This window comes from Candidatus Nitrotoga arctica (assembly GCF_918378365.1).
GTDB classification, from domain to species: domain Bacteria; phylum Pseudomonadota; class Gammaproteobacteria; order Burkholderiales; family Gallionellaceae; genus Nitrotoga; species Nitrotoga arctica.
The window spans coordinates 3,258,986-3,280,392 of record NZ_OU912926.1 but is presented as its reverse complement, the minus strand read 5'-3'; the positions used below and the strand labels follow the sequence as shown (position 1 = coordinate 3,280,392).

Genomic DNA, 21,407 nt, shown 5'->3' with positions numbered 1-21,407 from the left:
TACGGGCAACTACAAGCCAAGCTCCACCCACATTGCATCTACACGGCGTTTGGTTGCGTCGTCCATCGCAATGGGCGTGCCCCACTCGCGTTGCGTTTCACCCGGCCATTTGTTGGTCGCATCCAGTCCCATCTTGCTGCCTAGGCCGGATACCGGGCTGGCGAAGTCCAGATAATCAATAGGTGTATTGTCCACCAGGAGTGTGTCGCGTGTGGGATCGACGCGTGTGGTGATCGCCCAGATGACTTCCTGCCATTTACGGATATCGATGTCGTCATCCACCACGATGATGAACTTGGTATACATGAACTGGCGCAGATAGGACCAGATGCCGAACATCACGCGCTTGGCATGTCCCGGATACTGCTTCTTCATGGATACAATTGCCAGACGATAAGAACAGCCTTCCGGCGGCAGGTAAAAATCCGAAATTTCGGGAAACTGCTTCTGTAGAAGTGGTACGAACACTTCGTTCAATGCCACGCCCAAAATGGCTGGCTCATCTGGCGGTTTGCCGGTATAGGTGGAGTGATAAATGGGATTGCGACGCATGGTGATGCGCTCAATGGTGAATACCGGAAATTTTTCCTGCTCATTGTAATAACCAGTATGGTCACCAAACGGGCCTTCCAGCGCGATATCATGGGGGTGAATTATTCCTTCAAGCACGATCTCGGCGCTGGCAGGCACTTGTAAACTGTTACCGATACATTTAACCAATTCGGTTTTCGATCCCCGTAATAAGCCGGCAAATTGATATTCAGACAAGCTGTCCGGCACTGGGGTGACCGCGCCTAAAATGGTAGCCGGGTCGGCACCGATCACCACTGCCAGGGGAAACGGCTGGCCCGGATACGTTTTGCACCACTCCTGAAAATCCAGCGCTCCTCCGCGATGCGCCAGCCAGCGCATAATGACTTTGTTGGGCGCGATCACCTGCTGGCGGTAAATACCAAGATTCTGGCGCGGTTTGTTGGGGCCACGGGTAACCACCAGCCCCCAGCTAATCAGTGGTGCTACATCTCCTGGCCAGCAAGTTTGTATGGGCAGCCTGCTCAGGTCTACTTCGCTGCCTTCCCATACGACTTCCTGACAGGCAGCGCTCGAAACTACCTTGGGCGTCATATTTAATACCTGCTTTAATATCGGCCACTTGTTCCAGGCATCTTTCAAACCTTTGGGCGGCTCGGGTTCTTTCAGGTAAGCCAGCAATTTACCTACTTCGCGCAATGCCGTTACGCTTTCCTCACCCATGCCCAATGCCACGCGGTGTGGTGTGCCAAATAAATTCGCCAGAACTGGCATGTTGTGCCCCGCAGGATTATCAAACAGCACAGCAGGACCTTGTGCATGCAACACGCGGTCGCAGATTTCCGTCATCTCCAGATAGGGAGAAACTGACGTAATCACGTGCTTGAGTTCACCCAGTTTTTCTAATTGCGAGATAAAATCGCGCAGGTCACGATATTTCATTTGTAAAAACTTTCTTCGCCCTCGGGCCGAGTTTTAAATCGTCTGTGCAGCCAGAAATATTGTTCCGGCATTTCCCGCACTCGCTGTTCGATGAATTCGTTGATGCGGCGGGTATCGGCTATTAAATCATCGGTAGGATAGTTTTCCCACGCGGGATAGAAGCGCACCTCATACCCTTGATAATCCGGCAATACTCGTGTAATACACGGTACCACTTTTGCGTTAGTCATTGTTATCAGGCGAGGCAGAGTCGCCAACGTAGCTGCGGGTATGCCAAAGAATGGAACGAACACACCATCCTTGGTGGTCCAATCTTGATCCGTAAAATAATAAAATGGCCGACACTCGCGTAATGACTTTACTACCGGGCGCATCCCCGCTTGTCGCGCATATAACAGTTGCTTGCCGAAACGCGCGCGTTTCTGCAACACCAAGTTTTGCATGTAAGTATTTTTTTGTTTGGAGTACACACTAACCCCATCCGTATACTGGGTAATCCAGGCTCCGCCGACATCCAGAGCGGCAAAATGTGCCGTAAGCAATATCAGTGGATTGCCGAGTGCGTTTTGAAAATGCTCCGCTCCTTCAACCCGTATCAACTTCTGGATGCGCTCGCGGCTGCTCCACCATAAAATACCTCGCTCCACAATGCTGCGACCGAAGGCGTTAAAATTCTGTCGTATTAGCCGCGATCTCGCTGCTTCGCTCAATTCGGGGAAACATAAACGCAAATTGATACGTGCCACGCGCCGCCGCCTGGCTGTAAACAGATAAAGCAGCGTTCCCAGGGCATTACCGATCCACCCTTGCAGTCGGTATGGAAGGAAATGCAGTAGCCACAGCAGAAAAACACCAAAACGCACCATCATATTGGATTCACGTCTTGCGTGATGGCTGGCTTAATGCCTGCTGGAATCTTGTAACGATTATAACTCCACAAATATTGTGCAGGATTCATGAGCACCAACTCTTCCAGTGCCGCATTGACCTGCCTGCTTATGGGTAAATCAACAACGAAATCGAGTGGCGTGAAACGTAGGATATATCCCGACCCATGCGTCAATCGTTCGGCGGATGTCATCACTACCGAGGCGCCGCTGGATTTCACCAAGCGCCCAATCAACGTCATGGTGTAGGCGGGTCGCCCAAAGAAATCTGCCCATTCTCCCTCTCCATTGCCGGGCACCTGATCGGGCAAAAGCCCTATTGCTTCAGCCCGCTTGAGTGCTTTATATAGCTGGCGCACCCCGCCCACATCGGTACGCGCTAGCCGCAATTGGGCTCGTTCGCGACCGCTACGCATCACATGCTCTAGCCAAATTAACTTAGGAGGGCGATACAGTACGGTGAGTGGCATGTGTTCAGCGACATATAGGGCTGATACATCGAAACATCCCAAGTGGGGCGTTAAAAAAATTACCCCCTTGCCACGTGCACGTGCCGCTTCGATATGCTCCCAGCCATAGCATGCTTTGACGCTGGCGGTCACCTCTGCTAGCGGTCGGCACCAAATCCACAGCAACTCGGCCGCCCCCTTGCCAGTTTCAACTATGCTGGCGTTCAACACCTTGCGAAAATCTGCTTGGGGACGTCCTTTCCATGCATGACCGAGATTTTCGCGCATCCGTTCGGCATACTTATCGGACAGACGATAAGTCAATCTGCCCAGCGCGGCTCCTAGACGATGTAACGCACTCAGCGGCAAACGTGCTATCAAATTGAATAACCAGGCTACAAGGGAAGATATCATGGGGGCTAATTACAACCGAGTTATTGCTATAATGAATTACTTTCTCAACCAACCCTACCATGGAGCGCTATGAGCGAATTTCTGTTTACATCCGAATCAGTATCTGAAGGCCATCCCGACAAAGTTGCGGATCAAATTTCCGATTCCATTTTGGATGCTATTCTAGCGCAAGACCCCTATGCGCGAGTAGCCGCTGAGACATTAGTCAACACAGGCCTCGTGGTACTTGCCGGTGAAATAACCACCAGCGCTAATGTGGACTATATCAACGTGGCGCGCGATTGCATCAAGCGCATTGGCTATGATAATACCGAATATGGCATAGACTACAAAGGTTGTGCCGTGCTGGTTGCTTATGACAAGCAAAGTCCGGACATCGCTCAAGGCGTTGATCGCGCATCTCATGAATACATGGATCAGGGGGCAGGCGATCAAGGTCTGATGTTCGGTTACGCTTGCGATGAAACACCAACGTTGATGCCGCTACCGATTTATCTGGCGCATCGCGTGGTCGAGCGTCAGTCGCAACTTCGCCGTGATGGCCGCCTTAATTGGTTGCGTCCGGATGCTAAAGCGCAAGTTACTATCCGTTATGAGGATGGCAAGCCACACTCCATTGACACGGTATTGTTATCTACTCAGCACTCCCCTGAAATGTCGTTAGAGACCATTCGTGAAGCTGTAATTGAAGATATTATCAAGCCCGTGCTACCGCAGGAACTAATCAAAGGCGACATTAAGTATTTGGTAAATCCGACTGGCCGTTTTGTGATCGGTGGCCCGCAAGGTGATTGCGGCTTGACAGGGCGCAAAATTATTGTGGACACCTATGGGGGTTCCGCTCCGCACGGCGGGGGTGCATTTTCCGGCAAGGATCCATCCAAAGTAGATCGTTCAGCGGCCTACGCTGGTCGTTATATCGCCAAGAATATTGTAGCTGCTGGTTTGGCCAGCAAGTGCCTGATCCAGATTTCCTACGCGATTGGCGTGGCTCTGCCCACCAGTGTGTGGGTCACCAGTTATGGCACTGGAAAAATTTCTGACGAAAAGATTGCGGAGTTGGTAAAAAAACATTTTGACCTGCGGCCAAAAGGTATTGTGCAAATGCTCGATCTATTGCGCCCAATTTATACCAGTACTGCTGCCTATGGCCACTTCGGCCGTGAAGAACCAGGATTTACCTGGGAAGCAACAGATAAGGCATCTGCCCTGCGAGCTGAGGCTGGGCTATAAATCTCAGCAAATTAATTACGAAGGGTTTCGTCAAGCGCAGGCTTAAGAATGGGCGCGCTCAATAACCAACCGCAACACCTTGGAGAGGTTAAGGTGTTGGAATGGAGAAATCAGGAAAGCATTACAAGCAGTTGAATGCTGAAGAGCGCGCGACGATTATGCTAATGAAACGAGAAGGAAGTGGACTGAGGGAAATTGGGCGATTCTTGAAACGCTCGCCAAGCACTATCTCAAACGAGATTGCACGAGATTTGGGATGTGAGTCTGGCTACGTTGCCTCCTTGGCTGGCGAACAGGCACGCCGTTTGCGAATCAAGCCCCGTAGGCCATTGAAGCTCGTGGAGGGGAATCCGTTGTTTGAAGTTGTGAAGGAACATCTCAAGAAGAAATGGTCACCTGAGCAAATTGCAGGCACACTTAAAAGTATGTACCCAGATCAGCCTTCACAACGTGTAAGCCATGAAACGATTTACCACACCCTTTACGCCATGCCGCGTGGTGAACTGCGCCGTGAATTGATTGCCAGCTTACGCTGGAGTCGTGACAAGCGCCGTTCCAAGACCCGTGCTCCAGATGGTCGCGGACATATCGCAGAAATGCAGAGCATCCACCTGCGTCCGCCGGAAGTGGCGGATCGTTTGATAGCGGGGCACTGGGAAGCCGACATGATCAAAGGTGCGATGAACCGTTCCTCAGTCGGCACGCTGGTCGAACGCACTACATTACTGGTGGTGTTAGCCAAAATGGCTGATGGCACGGCGCAATCTGCCCTGGACGGTTTCAGTGAAGCGCTCAGTGCAATTCCGCCAGAGCTACGCAAGACCTTCACCTACGATCAGGGGCGCGAGATGAGCAAACACGTGCAACTGACTGAACGAACGGGTATGGCGGTTTACTTCTGCGACCCGCACAGCCCGTGGCAACGCGGCTTGAACGAAAATACGAACGGACTGCTGCGCCAGTATTTGCCGAAGGGAGTAGACCTGTCGACCTACACGCAAGAACAGTTGGATGAAATTGCTTGGAGTTTAAATACACGTCCGAGGAAATCGCTCGGATTTCGAACACCCGTAGCGGTTTACAACGAGCTCCTGCTCAATATGGAATTCGCTAAATTCGCGACTAAACATTAACTGTTGTGGTTGGTTCTTGAATCCGCCATGGTTAAAAAAATTTATTCTATATTTTTAACATTGGAAACAAAAACTCCGTATTACCGAAACAACTTGTTGGAAGCCCTTTGTATTGATCGTAATTGAGAGCTATTTTTTTACCGAGACTTTGATTGATCTTTTCAGCAACGGTATTATTTCTGACAGTGAAGTGGAATTTTTCAGGGACTTGACCAGGAAGAGACATCATACTTAATTCACCTTCCCATGTTTTACATACCCATCCTGTTTTTTAAAATTTTTGAACATATCCAGCTCGTTCACCAGTTGAATAGCTCCAGGTAAAAGCAAACCACAGATAAAGAGCGCAGAGAGCGAATAATATTGCCGCCACAATGACAACATTTTTAATCAAGTTTGCTTTTGTCGTTATCGAATTCATGAGCTTGTGAAATTGTTAGGTTGACAGGCTGAGCGGGAGCCTAAAATCTCTGTTCATTCACTTGCTCCCAGCTCCCCTGAGCATTCCTCTGCCATCAGAGATGTTTAGTGCATAGGAACTCAATATTTAAAAACATCCCCTTTGATGTTTGATATTGAGTAATCACTTACCTCGACTAAACACAACTCTCCTTATTACTGCGACACTAAAATGGCAACGATGGATAATCGATGTAGCCAGCTGTATCGCCGCCATAGAACGTTGCTACATCTGGTGCGTTGTAATCTCTGCGTTCCCGCAACCGCAATAGTAAATCTGGGTTGGCAATAAAGAGAGCGCCGAATGATACGAAATCAGCGGTCTTCTCAACAATCGCCGCCTCGGCACGTGCTGCATCGTAACCGCCATTTGCTATGTATTTACCTCTGAATAAGGTTCGTAGGCGCTTAAAATCGAATGTTGAAGGATGTTCTTCAACTACATGTATGTAAGCCAGATCGAAACGATTCAATTGTTCGGCGACGTATTCGAAGGTCTCTTGCGGTGTCGAATCGAAAATATCGTTTAACGGGTTGACTGGGGACAGACGGACGCCGACTTTTTGCGATGGATACACACTGCATACTGCCTGAATGACTTCAAACAGCAAGCGACTGCGATTCTCGATTGGGCCACCGTACTCGTCCGTCCGTTGATTCGTGCTATCTCGCAAAAATTGGTCGAGCAGATATCCATTCGCGGCATCGATTTCTATGCCGTCCAGCCATGCTTCTTCGGCATTAAGCGCAGCTTGCCTATATTGCTCGACGATACCCGCCATCTCAGCAATTTCAAGCGCACGGGGCGTAACGAAGGGCCCCATTCCTTGTGGTGTGAAAACCTCCCCTGCCGGCTGAATAGCAGAGGGCGCGACTGGCAAACTTTGGAATGGCTGCAGCGAGGGATGCGAGATCCGTCCAACATGTGATAGGTTCATAAAAATCTTGCCTCCCGTTCTGGAAACGTGGGCAGTCACCATTTTCCAGCCGTCTATCTGTTCGCGGGTGGTTATGCCCGGTGTACCCGGATAACCAATTCCTTGAGCAGAAACTTGAGTGGGTTCGGAAATGATCAGGCCAGCACAACAGCGTTGAGAGTAGTACATTGCATTCATCGCATTCGGTACATTGCCTAGTGCAGCCCGGCTGCGGGTCATTGGCGCCATAACAACTCGGTTATTCAGCTCAAGCGCGCCGAGCCATCCCTTTCTATACAAGGGATGTATTTCCGGCGGCAGAATATGTGACATATCTGTCCACCCGGAAGGGCTGGATTCACGTTTGACTGGTTTTTTCTTTGGATAATTTCTGGGGTCAGCGACTAGATTGGGGTTCTCGTTGAGAGCCTTGGGAACATCGGGATAAGCGGGAACCATGGGAGGATTGTCATCAATATCCCAGTCACTCATCGGAATCATGGGTATGTCTTTTTTAGACGCCTTGCCGGTAACAGGCATAGGCTGGTCGGTACTAGGTATGAGTTTGTCGTCGTTTGGCATGAGTTTGTCGTCGTTAGATACTTTAAAGAGAAAGTTATTATAGCTTGTTCTATTGGCTCATCAACCCGAACGTTTATAAATTTGGTCAATGGCCTAATGTTCTTTTAACTAAACCGCTATAGTTGTGGCGGTCCAATTCAATTGCCTCCTCACTCAGTTGCCTCAGATGCACCGCGTTTCATACCCGGTTTTTGTGCATTTGCCTTGCCGTTCTACTTAGCTTTCGACTTTGCAAAAACCTGGCCATAGGCTTGTAACCAGCAAAGTAACGGCCAGACACGGCGCACCGTTTGAATTGAGAGATGTGCCGCTTTTGGCGCGTCCCTCTGGAATGCTGAGTTAAGCCAAATGTCGAAACTTGATTCCTTTGCTTGACCTTGCCTTCGTGGTACTTCAGCAGTATTGGGCTACCTGCTCTTGTAGCAAGGTAGGAATTTTATTCATCGAACCACCGTGTACGTGAGCCGTAAGCACGGTGATTTTGGAGGGAGGGGTGGTGAGGCCTCTTCTATCCCGATTTAGGCTGTAGAAAAACATATTTCGAGAGAATGTATAATATACAACAGAAAGCTTGGCCCTTCAGAATCGCTTGTATGGGGTTTTCGACGCACAAGGTGAGGTAAAGTAATCCCAAAATCATATTTCAAACACTCCTTCTGAATCCTCGGAGGGTTTTCTACAGCCTCGTTGGATTTATTAGGAGACTCCTATGAAGTACAAAACAGACGACGTATTCGGAGTCAAAAGCACTCTAGTGCTTTCCTATGTTGAGCGCGACCTTGTTGACGCACGTTTTAAAGCCGCTCTTCATAGTAGCAACGAGGTGGTCGTTTACGGTTCATCGAAGCAGGGCAAAACCTCTCTTATTCTTAAACATCTGCCCAATGAATCCTATGTAAAAGTAGAATGTTCGCCCCAAACGAAGCCGGTTGATATTTACAAATCCATACTGCGCCAACTTAACATTCGTTACATCGACTCTGAGACCACCGAAGAAGGTTTAGAGCATGGGGGAAAAGTTGACGCCGGCTTTAAAGTTAAGATTCCGTTTCTAGGCGACACCGGGGTTGACGCGGAGGTCTCAGACATTAGCACGTCCAAAACAAAGCGGACTGAGCAATATATTGAGTACAACCTTTCATTGGCTCAGGACCTTTCCGAGCTCCTAAATACATGCAAGTGTCAGAAATTCATTGTTCTTGAAAATTTCCACTATCTATCCATCGATGTTCAGGAGGCGTTGGCCTACGATCTTCGAATATTCCAAGACCACCATATCGCTTTCATTATTCTTGGCATTTGGCGAGAAGCTAATCGGCTCGCGCAGTTCAACGGGGATTTACTAGATAGAATCACTGAAGTGCCTGTGGAGCCGTGGGATCGAGACGACTTCTATCGCGTGATCGCAGCTGGCGAACGGTTACTGAACGTCGATTTCTCTAAGGTTCGTGAGAGAATCATAGGCGAATCGTTCGATAGCGTTGGCGTGGTGCAGGAAATCTGCAAGCTGTGCTGCTTAAATGCCGGAATATTGGAAACCACCGATTCGCGTGTCATCATCGAACAAAGCAACCTTGATGTCGCGCTAACACAAAAAGCCCAAGACTATGGTGCACGACATATACGAAATTTTGAGTCGTTCGTGGACATCCGAGTACGAACCAGCACGCAAAGTGGGGAAACCGTCGCTGGCCTATCCCAACTATTTTATTAAGTTGCTTCTCACGCAGAGATTCGAGGATATCCAAAAAGGACTCTCGCGCGCAGTGCTGCTTGAAGAGATCAGAAGTATTCATCATCGGCCAGACGACGTTAGATCGAGCGATCTTGGAGCCTTTTTGCATAACATTACACAACATCAAATTGTAAAGAAAATTCAGCCGCCTTTCGTTGACTATGACCGTGGGGGAAAGGTAATGAAGATAATCGATTCATCACTATACTTTTTTCTAAAGAACTGCAACCGAGAGGAAATTTTAGCTGATATTCCCAATCCTATCGATGACCTGGATATGCCATGTGATGAATAAATCTAACGAGTAAGACTGTGATCGCGAAGCGAGCCACATTTTGAACCGTTTGTTGGACAAGGCGGGTGAGCTTGAAGCGAATGTTCATATTGACGTGTTGATTTCCAACGGCAATGATTTTTTGTGACCCTGAAGCGCTATTTCATGAAATACAGTCAAGCCATTCCGCCAATACGGGGAATTGTTGTAGGCTTTAATAGCAAGCGCGACAGGCTGTTACAATCTGGGTTACACGGGCACATCATGTGTCACAAGTTCAGGCAGTTTCTTTGCGCTTTATATCTCTAGTGGCTAATGTTGCGATTAAGCGATAGCATGGTTTAGAATGCCCGCCTACCAGACAATCAAGGTATTGATACGTGCCATCTCAAGCGTTGGTCGAAATTCGCGACGTCAATTTTGCCTATGGCAGCCGCCCCATACTAAAAGGTGTCAATCTCACTTTTCCCAAGGGCAAGGTGATCGCTGTTATGGGTGGCAGCGGCAGCGGCAAGACTACATTGTTACGGCTTATCGGGGGCGCGCTCAGACCTAGTAACGGCTATGTGAAAGTTGATGGACAGGTGATACATGAGCTTGATCATGACGGTTTGTTTCGCATGCGTCGCAGGATGGGCATGCTGTTCCAGTTTGGCGCGTTATTCACGGATATGTCGGTGTATGACAATGTGGCGTTTCAGATGCGCGAGCATACTGATCTGCCGGAAGAAATCATCCGGGATTTAGTGCTGATGAAGCTGCATGCGGTGGGGTTGCGCGGCACGCATCATCTGATGCCTGCTGAGCTTTCAGGTGGCATGGCGCGACGCGTGGCGCTGGCACGCACGGTGGCGCTGGATCCGATGTTGATCATGTATGACGAGCCGTTTGCCGGATTGGATCCCATCTCGCTTTCCGTGGTGGGTAATCTCATTCGTAGTCTGAACAACGCGCTGGGTGCGACTTCGGTAGTGGTCACGCATGACGTGCAGGAATCGCTCAAGATTGTCGACTATATTTATTTTATTGCCGATGGGGTGGTTGTTGCAGAAGGGACTCCGGCTGAAATCAGCACTTCCGATAAGCCGTTCGTGCATCAATTCGTGCATGGCGAAATGGATGGCCCGGTTCCATTCCATTATCCGTCTAGTGATTACGGACAAGATTTAAATTTGCGGCCATCGCGATGATTGTCGTTGAAAATATGAGGTCCATAGGACGCCGTGTTGTAAATGCTGTATGGCGTACTGGATATGCCACCCGCTTCTTCTTGCTGATTCTGTTTTATTCAGGAGTCAGCTTCCGGCGCTTCCACTTGACCATCAAGGAGTTATTTTCTAGTGGAGTGATGTCGCTGATTATAATTTTAGTGGCGGGCATGTTTGTCGGTATGGTATTGGGGTTGCAAGGCTATGAGACACTCAAACGCTACGGCTCAGAGTCTGCACTGGGATCGCTCGTAGCGTTGAGTTTGGTGCGCGAATTGGGGCCAGTGCTGGCTGCTCTGCTGTTTGCGAGTCGCGCGGGTTCGGCGATGACTGCGGAGATTGGTTTGATGAAGGCTACCGAGCAGATTTCTGCGATGGAAATGATGGCGATTAACCCGATGGCGCGCCTGGTTGCGCCTCGTTTTTGGGCTGGGGTCATTTCTATGCCGCTGTTGTCGGCGTTATTTTCTGCCATGGGTATATTTGGTGGATATGTTGTGGGTGTAGTGCTGATCGGTGTCGATCAAGGTTCGTTCTGGTCGCAAATGCAGGGCGCGGTCGATTTTCAGCACGACATACTTAACGGTATGATCAAGAGTGTCGTATTTGGGGTGGCGGTGACCGCCATCGCATTGTTCGAGGGCTATGATGCACCGCCCACCGCAGAAGGCGTGTCCGGTGCGACCACACGCACAGTCGTCGAGTCGTCACTGGCAGTTTTGTTTTTGGATTTTATTTTGACTGCATTTATGTTTCAAGGGGGTTAGTATGGAACGCACCACGCTGGATTTATGGGTCGGCATATTTGTCGTGGCTGGTTTAGCGGCACTGGCAGTGTTAGCGCTGAAGGTGGGGAACCTAAGTACGTACAACATGTCCGAGACATATGAGTTGCAGGGTTATTTTTCTAACATTGGTGGCCTCAAATCCCAGGCATCCATCAAAAGTTCTGGAGTACTCATTGGACGGGTGGCTCAGATCAGCCTGGATCCCAAGCGCTATGAAGCTAAAGTGACTATGACTATAGACAAGCGTTACCAGTTTCCCAAAGATACATTCGCTAATATTCTAACTTCAGGATTGTTAGGTGAGCAGTACATCGGTCTGATTCCGGGTGGTGAGGAAGAGTTTCTGAAGGCAGGCGACGAAATCAAGAAAACACAGTCTGCCGTAGTCCTGGAGGATTTAATTGGCAGGTTCTTATATAGCAAGGCTGAAGATTCCAAATAACTTAATAAATAAATTACTAAAGGTATATATGAACAAAATAATTACATTGTGGATGGGAGTATTGCTGGCGTGTGTGTCACTGGGTGCGCGCGCGGATACGCCAGAACCGGAAGCGCTAATCAGAAATACCGTGGATGAAGTGCTGGCCATCGTTAAACGAGATAAGGATATTCAGACGGGTAATACGAAGAAAGTTATTGAATTGGTGGATGCAAAGGTGCTGCCACATTTTAATTTTACTCGCATGACCAGACTGGCCGTAGGCAAGAACTGGGGTAGTGCTACGCCGGAACAGAAGAAAGTCTTGGAAATCGAGTTTCGCAATTTGCTGGTGCGTACGTACACAACGGCATTCACTACCTACCAGAATCAGGAGGTTGAAGTGAAGCCGCTCAAAATGGCAAATGATGCCAACGAAGTGACTATAAAAACTTCTATTATTAACAAAGGCAAACCACCTCTGCCCGTCAATTATGATATGGAAAAGACCGCTCATGGTTGGAAGGTGTATGACCTATCGATTGAAGGTGTGAGTTTGGTAACCAACTATCGTGGTACCTTCGCTGAGAAAATTCAGAAGAGCGGTATTGATGGCTTGATTAAAATGTTAGTAGAAAAAAATCAGGCACAGACTGGCACAATGTCGCCTAAGGCGACGTCCAAGTGAGTGACAGGGACGGTGGCCGTGTGCAAGTAACGAGTCATCTGACCATTGAAACGGTTACATCCCTGTTCAAAAATGGTTTGCCAGTTTCTGGAGAAACATCGCTGGTGGTTGACTTGGCTGAGGTAGAGACGGTGGATTCTGCCGCGGTCAGTTTGCTGCTGGCTTGGCTACGTGAGGCGCAGCGTAATAGTATGCAACTGTGCTTTGCTCATGTTCCAGAGAATTTGTTAAGCTTGGCTCGTTTGTATGGCGTTTTAGACCTGCTGCCGCTATGCGGTAATGATTCCGCGCAACCTTGATCCCTTCAATTTGATGCCCCCTGCCATTGATGTGCGCCAAGCACGTAAGCACTATGGTCAATTACAAGCATTGGACGGCGTGGATTTGCGTATTGAGCAGGGTGAGTTCTTCGGTTTACTAGGCCCCAACGGTGCAGGCAAAACCACGCTGATTAACCTGCTGGCCGGACTTGCGTTGCCAGATGGTGGGCAGCTGTCAGTACTGGGACATGATGTAGTCAAGCACTATCGTGCTAGCCGCCGCGTGTTGGGTGTGGTGCCGCAAGAGTTGGCCTTTGATCCTTTTTTCACAGTGCGCGAAACGTTGCGTTTGCAGTCTGGTTTTTTTGGATTGCGTCATAACGACACCTGGATTAATGAGATCATGCACCACTTGGATTTGACCAGTAAAGCCGATACCAATATGCGCCGCCTGTCCGGGGGTATGAAGCGTCGTGTTTTGGTGGCGCAGGCCCTGGTGCATAAGCCGCCCGTCATTGTGTTGGATGAACCGACTGCCGGGGTGGACGTAGAGCTGCGCCAATCGTTATGGCGCTTCATCCAGCAGCTTAACCGCGATGGGCATACTATTCTGTTAACAACTCATTATCTGGAAGAAGCGGAAGCTTTATGCACACGGATTGCCATGCTCAAGCACGGCCGAATTGTAGCGCTGGATAGCACACAAAATTTACTCAGTAGCTTGGCCGGTTGTCGCGTCAGACTGAAACTAGCGGGTTGTCTACCTGCTGCATTGCTGCCGCACGTGGTTGAACAGACGGACAGCGATTACCTGCTGACTTTGCCAACCTATCAAGCATTGGAGTCAGTACTGGCGGAACTGCGTATGGCTGGGGTTGCGGTGCAGGAGATGACCTTGCAGCAGCCTGATCTGGAAGAGGTATTTCTGCGTTTGGTGGGGCGGGCCGTGCAGTGAGGCGGGCATGTTGAGTTTTTACAGCTTGCTCTACAAAGAGGTATTCCGTGTGTGGAAGGTGGGCTTCCAGACCGTACTGGCTCCAGTGTTGACCGCATTGCTCTATCTGCTGATTTTTTCGCATGTGCTGGCACAGCATGTCGAGGTGTATCCGGGGGTGCATTACACTGCCTTCCTGATCCCGGGACTGATGATGATGGCAATGTTGCAGAACGCTTTTGCTAACAGTTCTTCCAGCCTGATTCAGTCCAAGATTACTGGCAATATCGTGTTCGTGCTGCTGGCGCCGATTGCCTATTGGGAATTCTTTGCGGCATATGTGCTTGCTTCCATGCTACGCGGCTTGGTGGTCGGCATAGGCGTATATTTGGCCGCATTATGGTTTGCCCAGCCGCCGTTGCAGTTTCCCATCTGGATTATATTGTTCGCCGTTCTGGGAAGCGCGATGCTTGGCTCACTGGGCGTGGTGGCGGGGATGTGGGCAGAAAAATTCGATCAACTCGCAGGATTCCAGAATTTCATTATCATGCCGTTGACTTTCTTATCCGGCGTATTCTATTCCATTCACTCGCTGCCGCCATTTTGGCAGGAGTTGTCGCGCTTCAACCCATTTTTTTATGTGATAGATGGTTTTCGTTATGGATTTTTCGGTGTATCGGACATTTCTCCTTGGGTAAGTTTGATGGTGACGGGCGGGTGTATGCTGGGTCTGACACTGTTGTCTTTGGGATTGTTAAGGTCTGGCTATAAATTGCGGTACTGATGATTATTTCACAAGGTATTTAGTAAGACATCGAACAGAATTGACGTGAATTTATCTCCAATACATTAAGTTAACATCGGGATTTTAAAAGATGACAGCATGCAAAAATTAGTTATACAAGGCGGCATTCCATTACGCGGCGAAGTGCGTATTTCCGGTGCCAAAAACGCGGCTTTGCCTATGATGTGTGCCAGCCTGTTGACGAGTGATGTCTTGCAGTTAAGCAACATGCCGGATTTGCACGATATCGCAACCATGCGTAAATTGTTGGAACAGATGGGCGTAAAGGCTTCTGTACAAGGTGACGAGATGGCTTTGCATGCTGCGCATGTGGATAAGCTGGAAGCGCCTTATGACATGGTAAAGACCATGCGTGCCGCAGTGCTAGTGCTAGGCCCTCTGGTGGCGCGTTTCGGCGAGGCGCGCGTATCAATGCCGGGTGGTTGCGCCATCGGATCGCGCCCCGTCGATATTCACATCAAGGGTCTGCAGGCAATGGGTGCTCAAATTTTCATTGAGCATGGCTATATTCATGCGCAGGCAAAACGCCTCAAAGGTGCACGAATTTTATTCGATATCGTCAGTGTGACCAGCACAGAAAATCTGATGATGGCTGCTGCTTTGGCAGAAGGGGTGACGGTGCTGGAAAATGCGGCGCGCGAACCTGAGGTGGTGGATTTGGCGCATTGCCTGATTGCAATGGGGGCGAAAATAGAGGGGGCAGGCAGCCATACAATTGTCATAACGGGTGTGGACAGGTTGCACGGTGCAGCCCACCGCATCATGCCGGATCGTATCGAGAGTGGGACTTTTTTAGTGGCGGCGGCGGCAACGGGAGGTAGTATCGTGTTACGCGATACGCGAGCGAATATTCTCGATTCCGTGTTGGAAAAACTTACTGAAGCCGGCGCGGGCATTCGTAGCGATAGTGAGAGTATCCACTTGGATATGACGGGTCGGCCCAGATCGGTAAACGTACGTACTGCGCCGTATCCAGCATTCCCTACTGATATGCAAGCACAATTTATGGCGTTGAATGTTATTGCAGATAGCAGCGCGATGGTAGTGGAAACGATTTTTGAAAATCGTTTTATGCATGTGCAGGAATTGCGCCGTCTTGGTGCAAGGATAGACGTGGAAGGTAATACTGCCTTGGTTCATGGGGTTGATCATCTGGAAGGCGCAACGGTGATGGCAACGGATTTGCGTGCATCTGCTTGCCTGGTTATAGCCGGATTGGTGGCGCAGGGCGAGACCGTCATTGATCGCATTTACCATCTGGATCGTGGTTATGAACATATAGAAATAAAACTGTCGCAACTCGGAGCGAACATATTTCGCATCAAATAAATGAAAGATACCGCATGATTACCATCGCCTTATCCAAAGGGCGCATCTTTGAAGAGACTTTGCCGTTGTTGCAGGCGGCGGGCATTACGCCGCTGGAAGCGCCGGAGCCTACGCGCAAGTTGATTTTATCTACCAATCGTGCCGACGTACGCCTTATTATCGTGCGTGCTTCCGATGTGCCGACCTATGTGCAATACGGAGCTGCTGATTTGGGGATCGCGGGCAAGGATGTGCTCGACGAGCATGGCGGCACGGGTTTGTATCAGCCGCTGGATTTGAATATTGCGCGTTGCCGCATGATGGTGGCAGTAAGGAATGATTTTGATTATGACTCCGCAGTGCGTCAGGGCGCGCGCCTGCGTGTGGCGACCAAATACGTGCAGACCGCACGCGAGCATTTTGCGGCTAAAGGTGTGCATGTGGATTTGATCAAATTGTATGGTTCGATGGAGCTGGCGCCACTGGTTGGTTTGTCAGATGCAATCGTGGACTTGGTCAGCAGCGGCAACACACTGAAGGCCAATCATCTCAAGGCGGTAGAAGAGATCTCTGCGATTTCCTCGCGTCTGGTGGTGAATCAGGCCTCACTTAAACTCAAACACGCGGCTATTCAGCCTATGCTGGATGCGTTTTCCTTGGCGGTAGTTCAATGAACATCAGACGGCTTTCTACTCGGCAGCCAGATTTCAACTCGCAACTGGATAGGCTGCTGGCTTTCGAGGCGACTCAGGATCACCAGCTGGACGCAACTGTGGCGGCTATTCTGGCGGATGTGCGCACACGCGGCGATGTCGCCCTGCTCGAATACACCCGACGCTTCGATCGTATGGAGGTGCATGATAGTGCTGCATTGGAACTGCCTCCTGCTGTCTTGCTTGCCGCCTTTGAGGGATTGCCCGCCGCACAGCGCGCCGCTCTGGAGCAGGCCGCACAGCGCGTTACCGCTTACCATCAAAAGCAGTTGCAAGTTTCATGGAGCTATACCGAGACGGACGGCACCCTGCTCGGTCAGCAGATTACGCCATTGGATCGGGTTGGTCTGTATGTGCCGGGCGGCAAGGCTGCCTACCCATCTTCAGTACTGATGAATGCGCTACCAGCAAAAGTGGCTGGGGTGGGCGAACTCATTATGGTAGTGCCGACTCCAGACGGAGTGCGAAACGCACTGGTGCTAGCAGCAGCCCATCTGGCTGGGGTAGATCGGGTGTTCACCATTGGCGGAGCGCAAGCGATTGCTGCGCTGGCCTATGGCACGGCAACCGTGCCGCGTGTAGATAAAATCGTCGGCCCCGGCAACGCTTACGTGGCCGCCGCCAAGCGCCGCGTATTCGGCGTGGTTGGTATTGATATGGTGGCAGGGCCATCAGAGATTCTGGTGATCTGCGATGGACAAACCGATCCGGACTGGATTGCGATGGATCTATTTTCTCAAGCAGAGCACGATGAATTAGCGCAGGCCATCCTGCTGACACCGGATGTAGCTTTCGCCACGGCCGTGGCGCAAAGTGCAGATCGTCTGCTGGCGCAGATGCCGCGCTGTGAAATCATTCGCACTGCATTAGAGAACCGCGGTGCTTTGATTGATGTGGCTGATTTGGATGAGGCTTGTGTTATCAGTAACCGTATAGCACCGGAGCATCTTGAGCTTTCAGTGGCTGATCCCCAGCAATGGCTGCCAAAAATCAAGCATGCCGGGGCAATTTTCTTGGGCTGTTACACTTCCGAGTCGCTTGGTGATTATTGCGCTGGTCCTAATCACGTCCTGCCGACTTCCGGCACGGCCCGTTTTTCTTCCCCGCTGGGAGTGTATGACTTTCAGAAACGCAGCAGCTTGATTCAAGTATCCGCGCAGGGTGCAGGGATGTTGGGCGAAATTGCAGAAGTGCTGGCCTTGGGTGAGGGCTTGCATGCACATGCGCAGTCCGCCCGGTTCAGAATGGGCTCGTGAAGTTGTTGAAAATAAGACGTCTCATTTGAGATTGTTCGCGTCCGCACTGTTCTTTCAAAATTGCACTACACCCGAATGGCACTGTTATAATTCGTCACCATGAACAAAGCCATCTTCGCCACCCCACGTGCACTTGATTTAGCTCGCGAGGTATTACATATTGAAGCCGCAGCTGTATTGGCTCTTACGCAACGCATAGATGAAAATTTTCTGCAGGCATTAAATATCATTTTAGCCTGCGAAGGCCGTGTGATTGTAAGCGGTATGGGTAAGTCTGGTCATATTGCACGCAAGATCGCCGCTACACTGTCTAGCACGGGTACTCCAGCGTATTTTGTACATCCCGCCGAAGCTAGTCACGGCGATTTAGGCATGATCACTGCTAAAGATGTGTTTATTGCGTTATCGTATTCCGGAGAAAGTCAGGAATTACTTACTATCGTGCCAGTTATCAAACGTCAGGGAGCACGGTTGATTAGTCTGACCGGCAATCCGCGATCTAGCTTGGCAGAGGCGGCAGACGCGCACCTCGATGCTGCGGTGGACAAGGAAGCTTGCCCGTTAGGGCTTGCTCCTACCGCCAGTACTACGGCAGCGCTGGCATTGGGTGATGCACTGGCCGTGGCGCTGTTGGATGCCAAAGGGTTCGGGGAGGAAGATTTTGCGCGTTCGCACCCTGGCGGAAGCTTGGGTCGCCGTTTGCTTACCCATGTGCGCGACATTATGCATTCCGACAAGGGGGTTCCTGCGGTGAATCAAAATGCAACGCTGGCCGAGGCAGTGCTTGAAATCTCGTGCAAAGGGTTAGGCATGACCGCCATTGTAGATGATGCTAGGCAGGTGCTGGGCATCTATACTGATGGAGATTTACGCCGCACGTTGGAAAAACGTGTTGATTTCACCACCACTACAATCAGCTCCGTCATGTCGCGCAATCCGCGCAGTATTAAGCCGGATGCACTGGCAGCCGAAGCGGTGCAGATCATGGAACAATATAATATTAGCCAGATGCTGGTGATAGATTCCAACAATAAGCTGGTAGGCGCTCTGAATATGCATGATCTGCTGCGTGCGAAAGTGATTTGATGTCGTTAAGTCAAGCACAGTCCATCCGCCTCATCGCCTTTGATGTGGACGGCATCATGACGGATGGCGGCCTCTATTTAACCGACTCCGGTGAAGAGTTTAAACGCTTCAATTCGCTTGACGGACATGGCTTAAAAATGCTCAAAGCATCCGGTGTGGAACTGGCCATTATTACTGGTCGGACCTCCCGGTGCGTAGAGCTACGCGCGCACCACCTTGGCATCTCGCACCTGTATCAAGGTGTTCATGACAAGCTTGCTAGCATGCAAAAAATGCTTGCTCAGCTCGATCTGCCCTTGGATGTCGCCGCATTTATGGGTGACGACGTAATGGATCTACCGGTAATGCTTCGTGTCGGGTTGGCTATCAGCGTGCCGAGTGCGCCGCAAACGGTGCGCGATCGCGCTCACTATATTACCGAGCGAGACGGCGGGCATGGCGCGGTACGTGAAGCATGCGAATTGCTGATGTCGGCGCAAGGCACGCTAGATGCGCAACTCGCGCCTTATTTGGCATGAATTATTCAATTGTTATTGACCGTTTGCGCGCTTGGTTCACCGGTTTACCGTTGCTATTGCTGCTACTGGGCGCAGCTTATTGGCTGAATCAGCAAGTACAGCCGCTACCGTCCGCACCCGACAGCAGCAAGCGCCACGATCCAGATTTTATTGTTAGTAAATTTGTCGCTACCACGCTGAATGAACAGGGCAAACCGCGTTTCGTGATGGCTGCAAAAACAATGCTGCATTACCCGGATAACGATAGCACGTACCTGGAAGCGCCTGTACTTACCAGCTTTGATTTAGATCATCCTCCCACGCATACTTCTGCAAATAATGGAATGGTGTCAGGCAAGGGCGATGAAATATTTTTACGCGATAATGTAAAAATCGTGCGTCCTAACAGTACCAAGCAAAGAGACATGATATTCACCACTACTTATCTGCATGTGATCCCTGACCGTGGCTTGGCCGAAACAGACCAGCCTGTCACTATGGTTGATGGACGTAACATTGTGCACGCAGTAGGCATGAAATTTGATAATAAAGCGCATATAGTAAAACTGCTTGCGCAAGTTAAAAGTGAATATGTGCCCGACAAAAATTAAATATGCCGCTTTGCTCTGCATAGAGCTTATCTGTCATGTGCCAATCAGCCAAGCGGAACTTGCCGACCGTGATAAGCCGATGCATTTGGAAGCAAATCAGCTCAGTATTGATGATGTCAAACAAATTAGCGTCTTTGAAGGCAAGGTGCAGCTCACTCAGGGCACGATGGTTATTAACGCCGACAAAATTGTCGTAGTACAAGACAAGGAAGGATTCAAGCACGGTACGGCCACCGGACAACTCACCAGCTTTCGTCAGAAGCGCGATAATATTGACGGATATGTAGAAGGGTATGGCGAGCGCATTGAATATGACACCAAGACTGCAATCATAGATTTCTTCGGTCAGGCGCGTGTAAAGCAGGATCAGGATGAAGTGCGTGGTGAACATATTACCTATAACTCCAAAACTGAGATATTTCAGGTGAACGGTACCTCCAACAAGGGACGCGTGCGCGCTATCATCCAACCAAAAAACAAGCGCTCTTCAGTGGGCGAACCGCTGTCAATCAAGCCGACAACGATACTAACCAAGCCTAACGAACATCAATGAGCGAGCTGCGCGCCGTTGCACTGAAAAAGCGCTATCGATCCCGCACCGTAGTGCATGATGTTTCCCTGTCGGTACAGAGCGGTGAGGTAGTGGGACTGCTTGGCCCTAACGGTGCTGGAAAGACCACTTGTTTCTACATGATTGTCGGGCTGGTAGCTGCAGACGGAGGCGATATTTTCATCAATGGACAGAACATTACTCATCTCCCCATTCATCGTCGCGCGCGTTTGGGGTTGGGCTATCTGCCACAGGAAGCATCTATTTTTCGCCGCCTAACGGTCGCGCAAAATATTCAGGCTGTGCTGGAATTACAAGATTATGATAACGATGAAATTCAAGCACGGCAGGACGAGTTGATGGAGGATCTGCATATTACTCATATACGAAACAATCCAGCTGTCAGCCTGTCCGGGGGCGAACGACGACGTGTCGAAATCGCTCGCGCGCTGGCCACCAATCCACGCTTCATTCTGCTGGATGAACCGTTTGCGGGGGTGGATCCGATTGCCGTGCTGGACATTCAGAAAATCATTCGTTTTCTTAAAGAGCGTGACATTGGCGTGCTGATTACTGACCACAATGTTCGCGAAACATTGGGAATCTGTGACCGCGCCTATATTATTAATGCCGGGTCGGTAATGGCGGAAGGCAAACCTGATGAAATCATTTATAATGAAGGTGTGAGAAAAGTATATCTCGGCGAGCATTTCAAACTATAAATGC

At 50.0% G+C, this 21,407-nt stretch carries 23 protein-coding genes; 18 read left to right on the top strand and 5 right to left on the bottom strand.

Annotation, left to right across the window (positions count from 1 at the left end; all coding sequences use genetic code 11):
• Positions 1-9: 9 nt before the first annotated feature.
• Genes ubiD through MKZ32_RS15205 form a run of 3 tightly spaced genes read right to left on the bottom strand, consistent with a single transcriptional unit; the run spans position 10 to position 3,223 of the window.
• The gene (gene ubiD / locus MKZ32_RS15215; protein ID WP_239798041.1) at positions 10-1,473 is read right to left on the bottom strand and encodes a 4-hydroxy-3-polyprenylbenzoate decarboxylase; all 1,464 of its coding nucleotides are present in this window, start codon (positions 1,471-1,473) and stop codon (positions 10-12) included.
• Positions 1,470-2,342 carry a lysophospholipid acyltransferase family protein gene (locus tag MKZ32_RS15210; protein WP_239798040.1) on the bottom strand — a complete coding sequence of 291 codons (873 nt, stop codon included), beginning with the start codon at positions 2,340-2,342 and terminating at the stop codon, positions 1,470-1,472. The genes ubiD and MKZ32_RS15210 overlap by 4 nt, the downstream gene beginning before the upstream one ends.
• Entirely contained in the window at positions 2,339-3,223 is an 885-nt protein-coding gene (locus MKZ32_RS15205) for a lysophospholipid acyltransferase family protein (protein WP_239798039.1), read from the bottom strand. The genes MKZ32_RS15210 and MKZ32_RS15205 overlap by 4 nt, the downstream gene beginning before the upstream one ends.
• Positions 3,224-3,292: 69 nt before the next feature.
• Between MKZ32_RS15205 and metK the strand changes: the two genes are divergently transcribed.
• A complete protein-coding gene (metK, locus tag MKZ32_RS15200) occupies positions 3,293-4,456 on the top strand; it encodes a methionine adenosyltransferase (RefSeq protein ID WP_239798038.1) in 1,164 nt (387 codons plus the stop codon).
• 101 nt (positions 4,457-4,557) lie between these two features.
• Positions 4,558-5,589 carry an IS30 family transposase gene (locus tag MKZ32_RS15195; protein ID WP_239796587.1) on the top strand — a complete coding sequence of 344 codons (1,032 nt, stop codon included), beginning with the start codon at positions 4,558-4,560 and terminating at the stop codon, positions 5,587-5,589.
• 46 nt (positions 5,590-5,635) lie between these two features.
• Here the strand turns inward: MKZ32_RS15195 and MKZ32_RS15555 are convergent, their stop codons facing one another.
• Both MKZ32_RS15555 and MKZ32_RS15185 read right to left on the bottom strand, forming a co-directional pair.
• Complete coding sequence (locus tag MKZ32_RS15555) at positions 5,636-5,818, bottom strand: hypothetical protein (protein WP_320412278.1); 183 nt, start codon at positions 5,816-5,818, stop codon at positions 5,636-5,638.
• Between the two features lie 397 nt (positions 5,819-6,215).
• Positions 6,216-7,547, bottom strand: a complete 1,332-nt coding sequence (locus MKZ32_RS15185; RefSeq protein ID WP_320412277.1) for an alkene reductase — start codon at positions 7,545-7,547, stop codon at positions 6,216-6,218.
• 709 nt (positions 7,548-8,256) lie between these two features.
• Here MKZ32_RS15185 and MKZ32_RS15180 point away from each other — a divergent pair.
• The 16 genes from MKZ32_RS15180 to lptB all read left to right on the top strand — a co-directional run bounded on the left by MKZ32_RS15180 (position 8,257) and on the right by lptB (position 21,403).
• Positions 8,257-9,261: an ATP-binding protein gene (locus tag MKZ32_RS15180; RefSeq protein WP_239798037.1), complete on the top strand. Its 1,005-nt coding sequence runs from the start codon at positions 8,257-8,259 to the stop codon at positions 9,259-9,261.
• Between the two features lie 675 nt (positions 9,262-9,936).
• The gene (locus MKZ32_RS15175) at positions 9,937-10,746 is read left to right on the top strand and encodes an ABC transporter ATP-binding protein (protein WP_239798036.1); all 810 of its coding nucleotides are present in this window, start codon (positions 9,937-9,939) and stop codon (positions 10,744-10,746) included.
• A gap of 14 nt (positions 10,747-10,760) precedes the next feature.
• The gene (mlaE, locus tag MKZ32_RS15170) at positions 10,761-11,531 is read left to right on the top strand and encodes a lipid asymmetry maintenance ABC transporter permease subunit MlaE (RefSeq protein ID WP_420887748.1); all 771 of its coding nucleotides are present in this window, start codon (positions 10,761-10,763) and stop codon (positions 11,529-11,531) included.
• Position 11,532: 1 nt separating this feature from the next.
• A complete protein-coding gene (gene mlaD, locus MKZ32_RS15165) occupies positions 11,533-11,994 on the top strand; it encodes an outer membrane lipid asymmetry maintenance protein MlaD (RefSeq protein WP_239798034.1) in 462 nt (153 codons plus the stop codon).
• 28 nt (positions 11,995-12,022) lie between these two features.
• The gene (locus MKZ32_RS15160) at positions 12,023-12,661 is read left to right on the top strand and encodes an MlaC/ttg2D family ABC transporter substrate-binding protein (protein ID WP_239798033.1); all 639 of its coding nucleotides are present in this window, start codon (positions 12,023-12,025) and stop codon (positions 12,659-12,661) included.
• Positions 12,658-12,960, top strand: a complete 303-nt coding sequence (locus MKZ32_RS15155) for an STAS domain-containing protein (protein ID WP_239798032.1) — start codon at positions 12,658-12,660, stop codon at positions 12,958-12,960. The genes MKZ32_RS15160 and MKZ32_RS15155 overlap by 4 nt, the downstream gene beginning before the upstream one ends.
• A gap of 13 nt (positions 12,961-12,973) precedes the next feature.
• Positions 12,974-13,876: an ABC transporter ATP-binding protein gene (locus tag MKZ32_RS15150; protein WP_239798176.1), complete on the top strand. Its 903-nt coding sequence runs from the start codon at positions 12,974-12,976 to the stop codon at positions 13,874-13,876.
• 7 nt (positions 13,877-13,883) lie between these two features.
• Entirely contained in the window at positions 13,884-14,639 is a 756-nt protein-coding gene (locus tag MKZ32_RS15145) for an ABC transporter permease (protein WP_239798031.1), read from the top strand.
• A gap of 99 nt (positions 14,640-14,738) precedes the next feature.
• Positions 14,739-15,989, top strand: coding sequence for a UDP-N-acetylglucosamine 1-carboxyvinyltransferase (gene murA / locus MKZ32_RS15140; RefSeq protein ID WP_239798030.1), 1,251 nt, complete (start codon positions 14,739-14,741; stop codon positions 15,987-15,989).
• A gap of 14 nt (positions 15,990-16,003) precedes the next feature.
• Positions 16,004-16,642, top strand: a complete 639-nt coding sequence (gene hisG / locus MKZ32_RS15135) for an ATP phosphoribosyltransferase (protein ID WP_239798029.1) — start codon at positions 16,004-16,006, stop codon at positions 16,640-16,642.
• Complete coding sequence (hisD, locus tag MKZ32_RS15130) at positions 16,639-17,937, top strand: histidinol dehydrogenase (RefSeq protein ID WP_239798028.1); 1,299 nt, start codon at positions 16,639-16,641, stop codon at positions 17,935-17,937. The genes hisG and hisD overlap by 4 nt, the downstream gene beginning before the upstream one ends.
• Before the next feature lie 99 nt (positions 17,938-18,036).
• Complete coding sequence (locus MKZ32_RS15125) at positions 18,037-19,023, top strand: KpsF/GutQ family sugar-phosphate isomerase (RefSeq protein WP_239798027.1); 987 nt, start codon at positions 18,037-18,039, stop codon at positions 19,021-19,023.
• Positions 19,023-19,541 carry a KdsC family phosphatase gene (locus tag MKZ32_RS15120; protein WP_239798026.1) on the top strand — a complete coding sequence of 173 codons (519 nt, stop codon included), beginning with the start codon at positions 19,023-19,025 and terminating at the stop codon, positions 19,539-19,541. Before MKZ32_RS15125 ends, MKZ32_RS15120 begins: the two co-directional genes overlap by 1 nt.
• Positions 19,538-20,131, top strand: coding sequence for an LPS export ABC transporter periplasmic protein LptC (gene lptC / locus MKZ32_RS15115; RefSeq protein WP_239798025.1), 594 nt, complete (start codon positions 19,538-19,540; stop codon positions 20,129-20,131). The genes MKZ32_RS15120 and lptC overlap by 4 nt, the downstream gene beginning before the upstream one ends.
• Positions 20,112-20,684 (top strand): lipopolysaccharide transport periplasmic protein LptA, encoded by a 573-nt coding sequence (lptA, locus tag MKZ32_RS15110; protein ID WP_239798024.1) that lies wholly within the window; start codon positions 20,112-20,114, stop codon positions 20,682-20,684. Before lptC ends, lptA begins: the two co-directional genes overlap by 20 nt.
• A complete protein-coding gene (gene lptB / locus MKZ32_RS15105; RefSeq protein WP_173054194.1) occupies positions 20,681-21,403 on the top strand; it encodes an LPS export ABC transporter ATP-binding protein in 723 nt (240 codons plus the stop codon). Before lptA ends, lptB begins: the two co-directional genes overlap by 4 nt.
• The last annotated feature ends 4 nt before the right edge of the window (positions 21,404-21,407 follow it).

What these genes read in the sequence shown, in the direction of transcription:
- hisD (WP_239798028.1), top strand. Translation starts at nt 16,639, where the DNA reads ATGAACATCAGACGGCTTTCTACTCGGCAGCCAGATTTCAACTCGCAA.
- metK (WP_239798038.1), top strand. Translation starts at nt 3,293, where the DNA reads ATGAGCGAATTTCTGTTTACATCCGAATCAGTATCTGAAGGCCATCCC.
- MKZ32_RS15150 (WP_239798176.1), top strand. Translation starts at nt 12,974, where the DNA reads ATGCCCCCTGCCATTGATGTGCGCCAAGCACGTAAGCACTATGGTCAA.
- lptC (WP_239798025.1), top strand. Translation starts at nt 19,538, where the DNA reads ATGAATTATTCAATTGTTATTGACCGTTTGCGCGCTTGGTTCACCGGT.
- MKZ32_RS15145 (WP_239798031.1), top strand. Translation starts at nt 13,884, where the DNA reads ATGTTGAGTTTTTACAGCTTGCTCTACAAAGAGGTATTCCGTGTGTGG.
- MKZ32_RS15185 (WP_320412277.1), bottom strand. Translation starts at nt 7,547, where the DNA reads ATGCCAAACGACGACAAACTCATACCTAGTACCGACCAGCCTATGCCT.
- mlaE (WP_420887748.1), top strand. Translation starts at nt 10,761, where the DNA reads ATGAGGTCCATAGGACGCCGTGTTGTAAATGCTGTATGGCGTACTGGA.
- hisG (WP_239798029.1), top strand. Translation starts at nt 16,004, where the DNA reads ATGATTACCATCGCCTTATCCAAAGGGCGCATCTTTGAAGAGACTTTG.
- murA (WP_239798030.1), top strand. Translation starts at nt 14,739, where the DNA reads ATGCAAAAATTAGTTATACAAGGCGGCATTCCATTACGCGGCGAAGTG.
- MKZ32_RS15555 (WP_320412278.1), bottom strand. Translation starts at nt 5,818, where the DNA reads ATGATGTCTCTTCCTGGTCAAGTCCCTGAAAAATTCCACTTCACTGTC.
- lptA (WP_239798024.1), top strand. Translation starts at nt 20,112, where the DNA reads ATGTGCCCGACAAAAATTAAATATGCCGCTTTGCTCTGCATAGAGCTT.
- mlaD (WP_239798034.1), top strand. Translation starts at nt 11,533, where the DNA reads ATGGAACGCACCACGCTGGATTTATGGGTCGGCATATTTGTCGTGGCT.
- ubiD (WP_239798041.1), bottom strand. Translation starts at nt 1,473, where the DNA reads ATGAAATATCGTGACCTGCGCGATTTTATCTCGCAATTAGAAAAACTG.
- lptB (WP_173054194.1), top strand. Translation starts at nt 20,681, where the DNA reads ATGAGCGAGCTGCGCGCCGTTGCACTGAAAAAGCGCTATCGATCCCGC.
- MKZ32_RS15195 (WP_239796587.1), top strand. Translation starts at nt 4,558, where the DNA reads ATGGAGAAATCAGGAAAGCATTACAAGCAGTTGAATGCTGAAGAGCGC.
- MKZ32_RS15180 (WP_239798037.1), top strand. Translation starts at nt 8,257, where the DNA reads ATGAAGTACAAAACAGACGACGTATTCGGAGTCAAAAGCACTCTAGTG.
- MKZ32_RS15210 (WP_239798040.1), bottom strand. Translation starts at nt 2,342, where the DNA reads ATGATGGTGCGTTTTGGTGTTTTTCTGCTGTGGCTACTGCATTTCCTT.
- MKZ32_RS15125 (WP_239798027.1), top strand. Translation starts at nt 18,037, where the DNA reads ATGAACAAAGCCATCTTCGCCACCCCACGTGCACTTGATTTAGCTCGC.
- MKZ32_RS15120 (WP_239798026.1), top strand. Translation starts at nt 19,023, where the DNA reads ATGTCGTTAAGTCAAGCACAGTCCATCCGCCTCATCGCCTTTGATGTG.
- MKZ32_RS15205 (WP_239798039.1), bottom strand. Translation starts at nt 3,223, where the DNA reads ATGATATCTTCCCTTGTAGCCTGGTTATTCAATTTGATAGCACGTTTG.
- MKZ32_RS15160 (WP_239798033.1), top strand. Translation starts at nt 12,023, where the DNA reads ATGAACAAAATAATTACATTGTGGATGGGAGTATTGCTGGCGTGTGTG.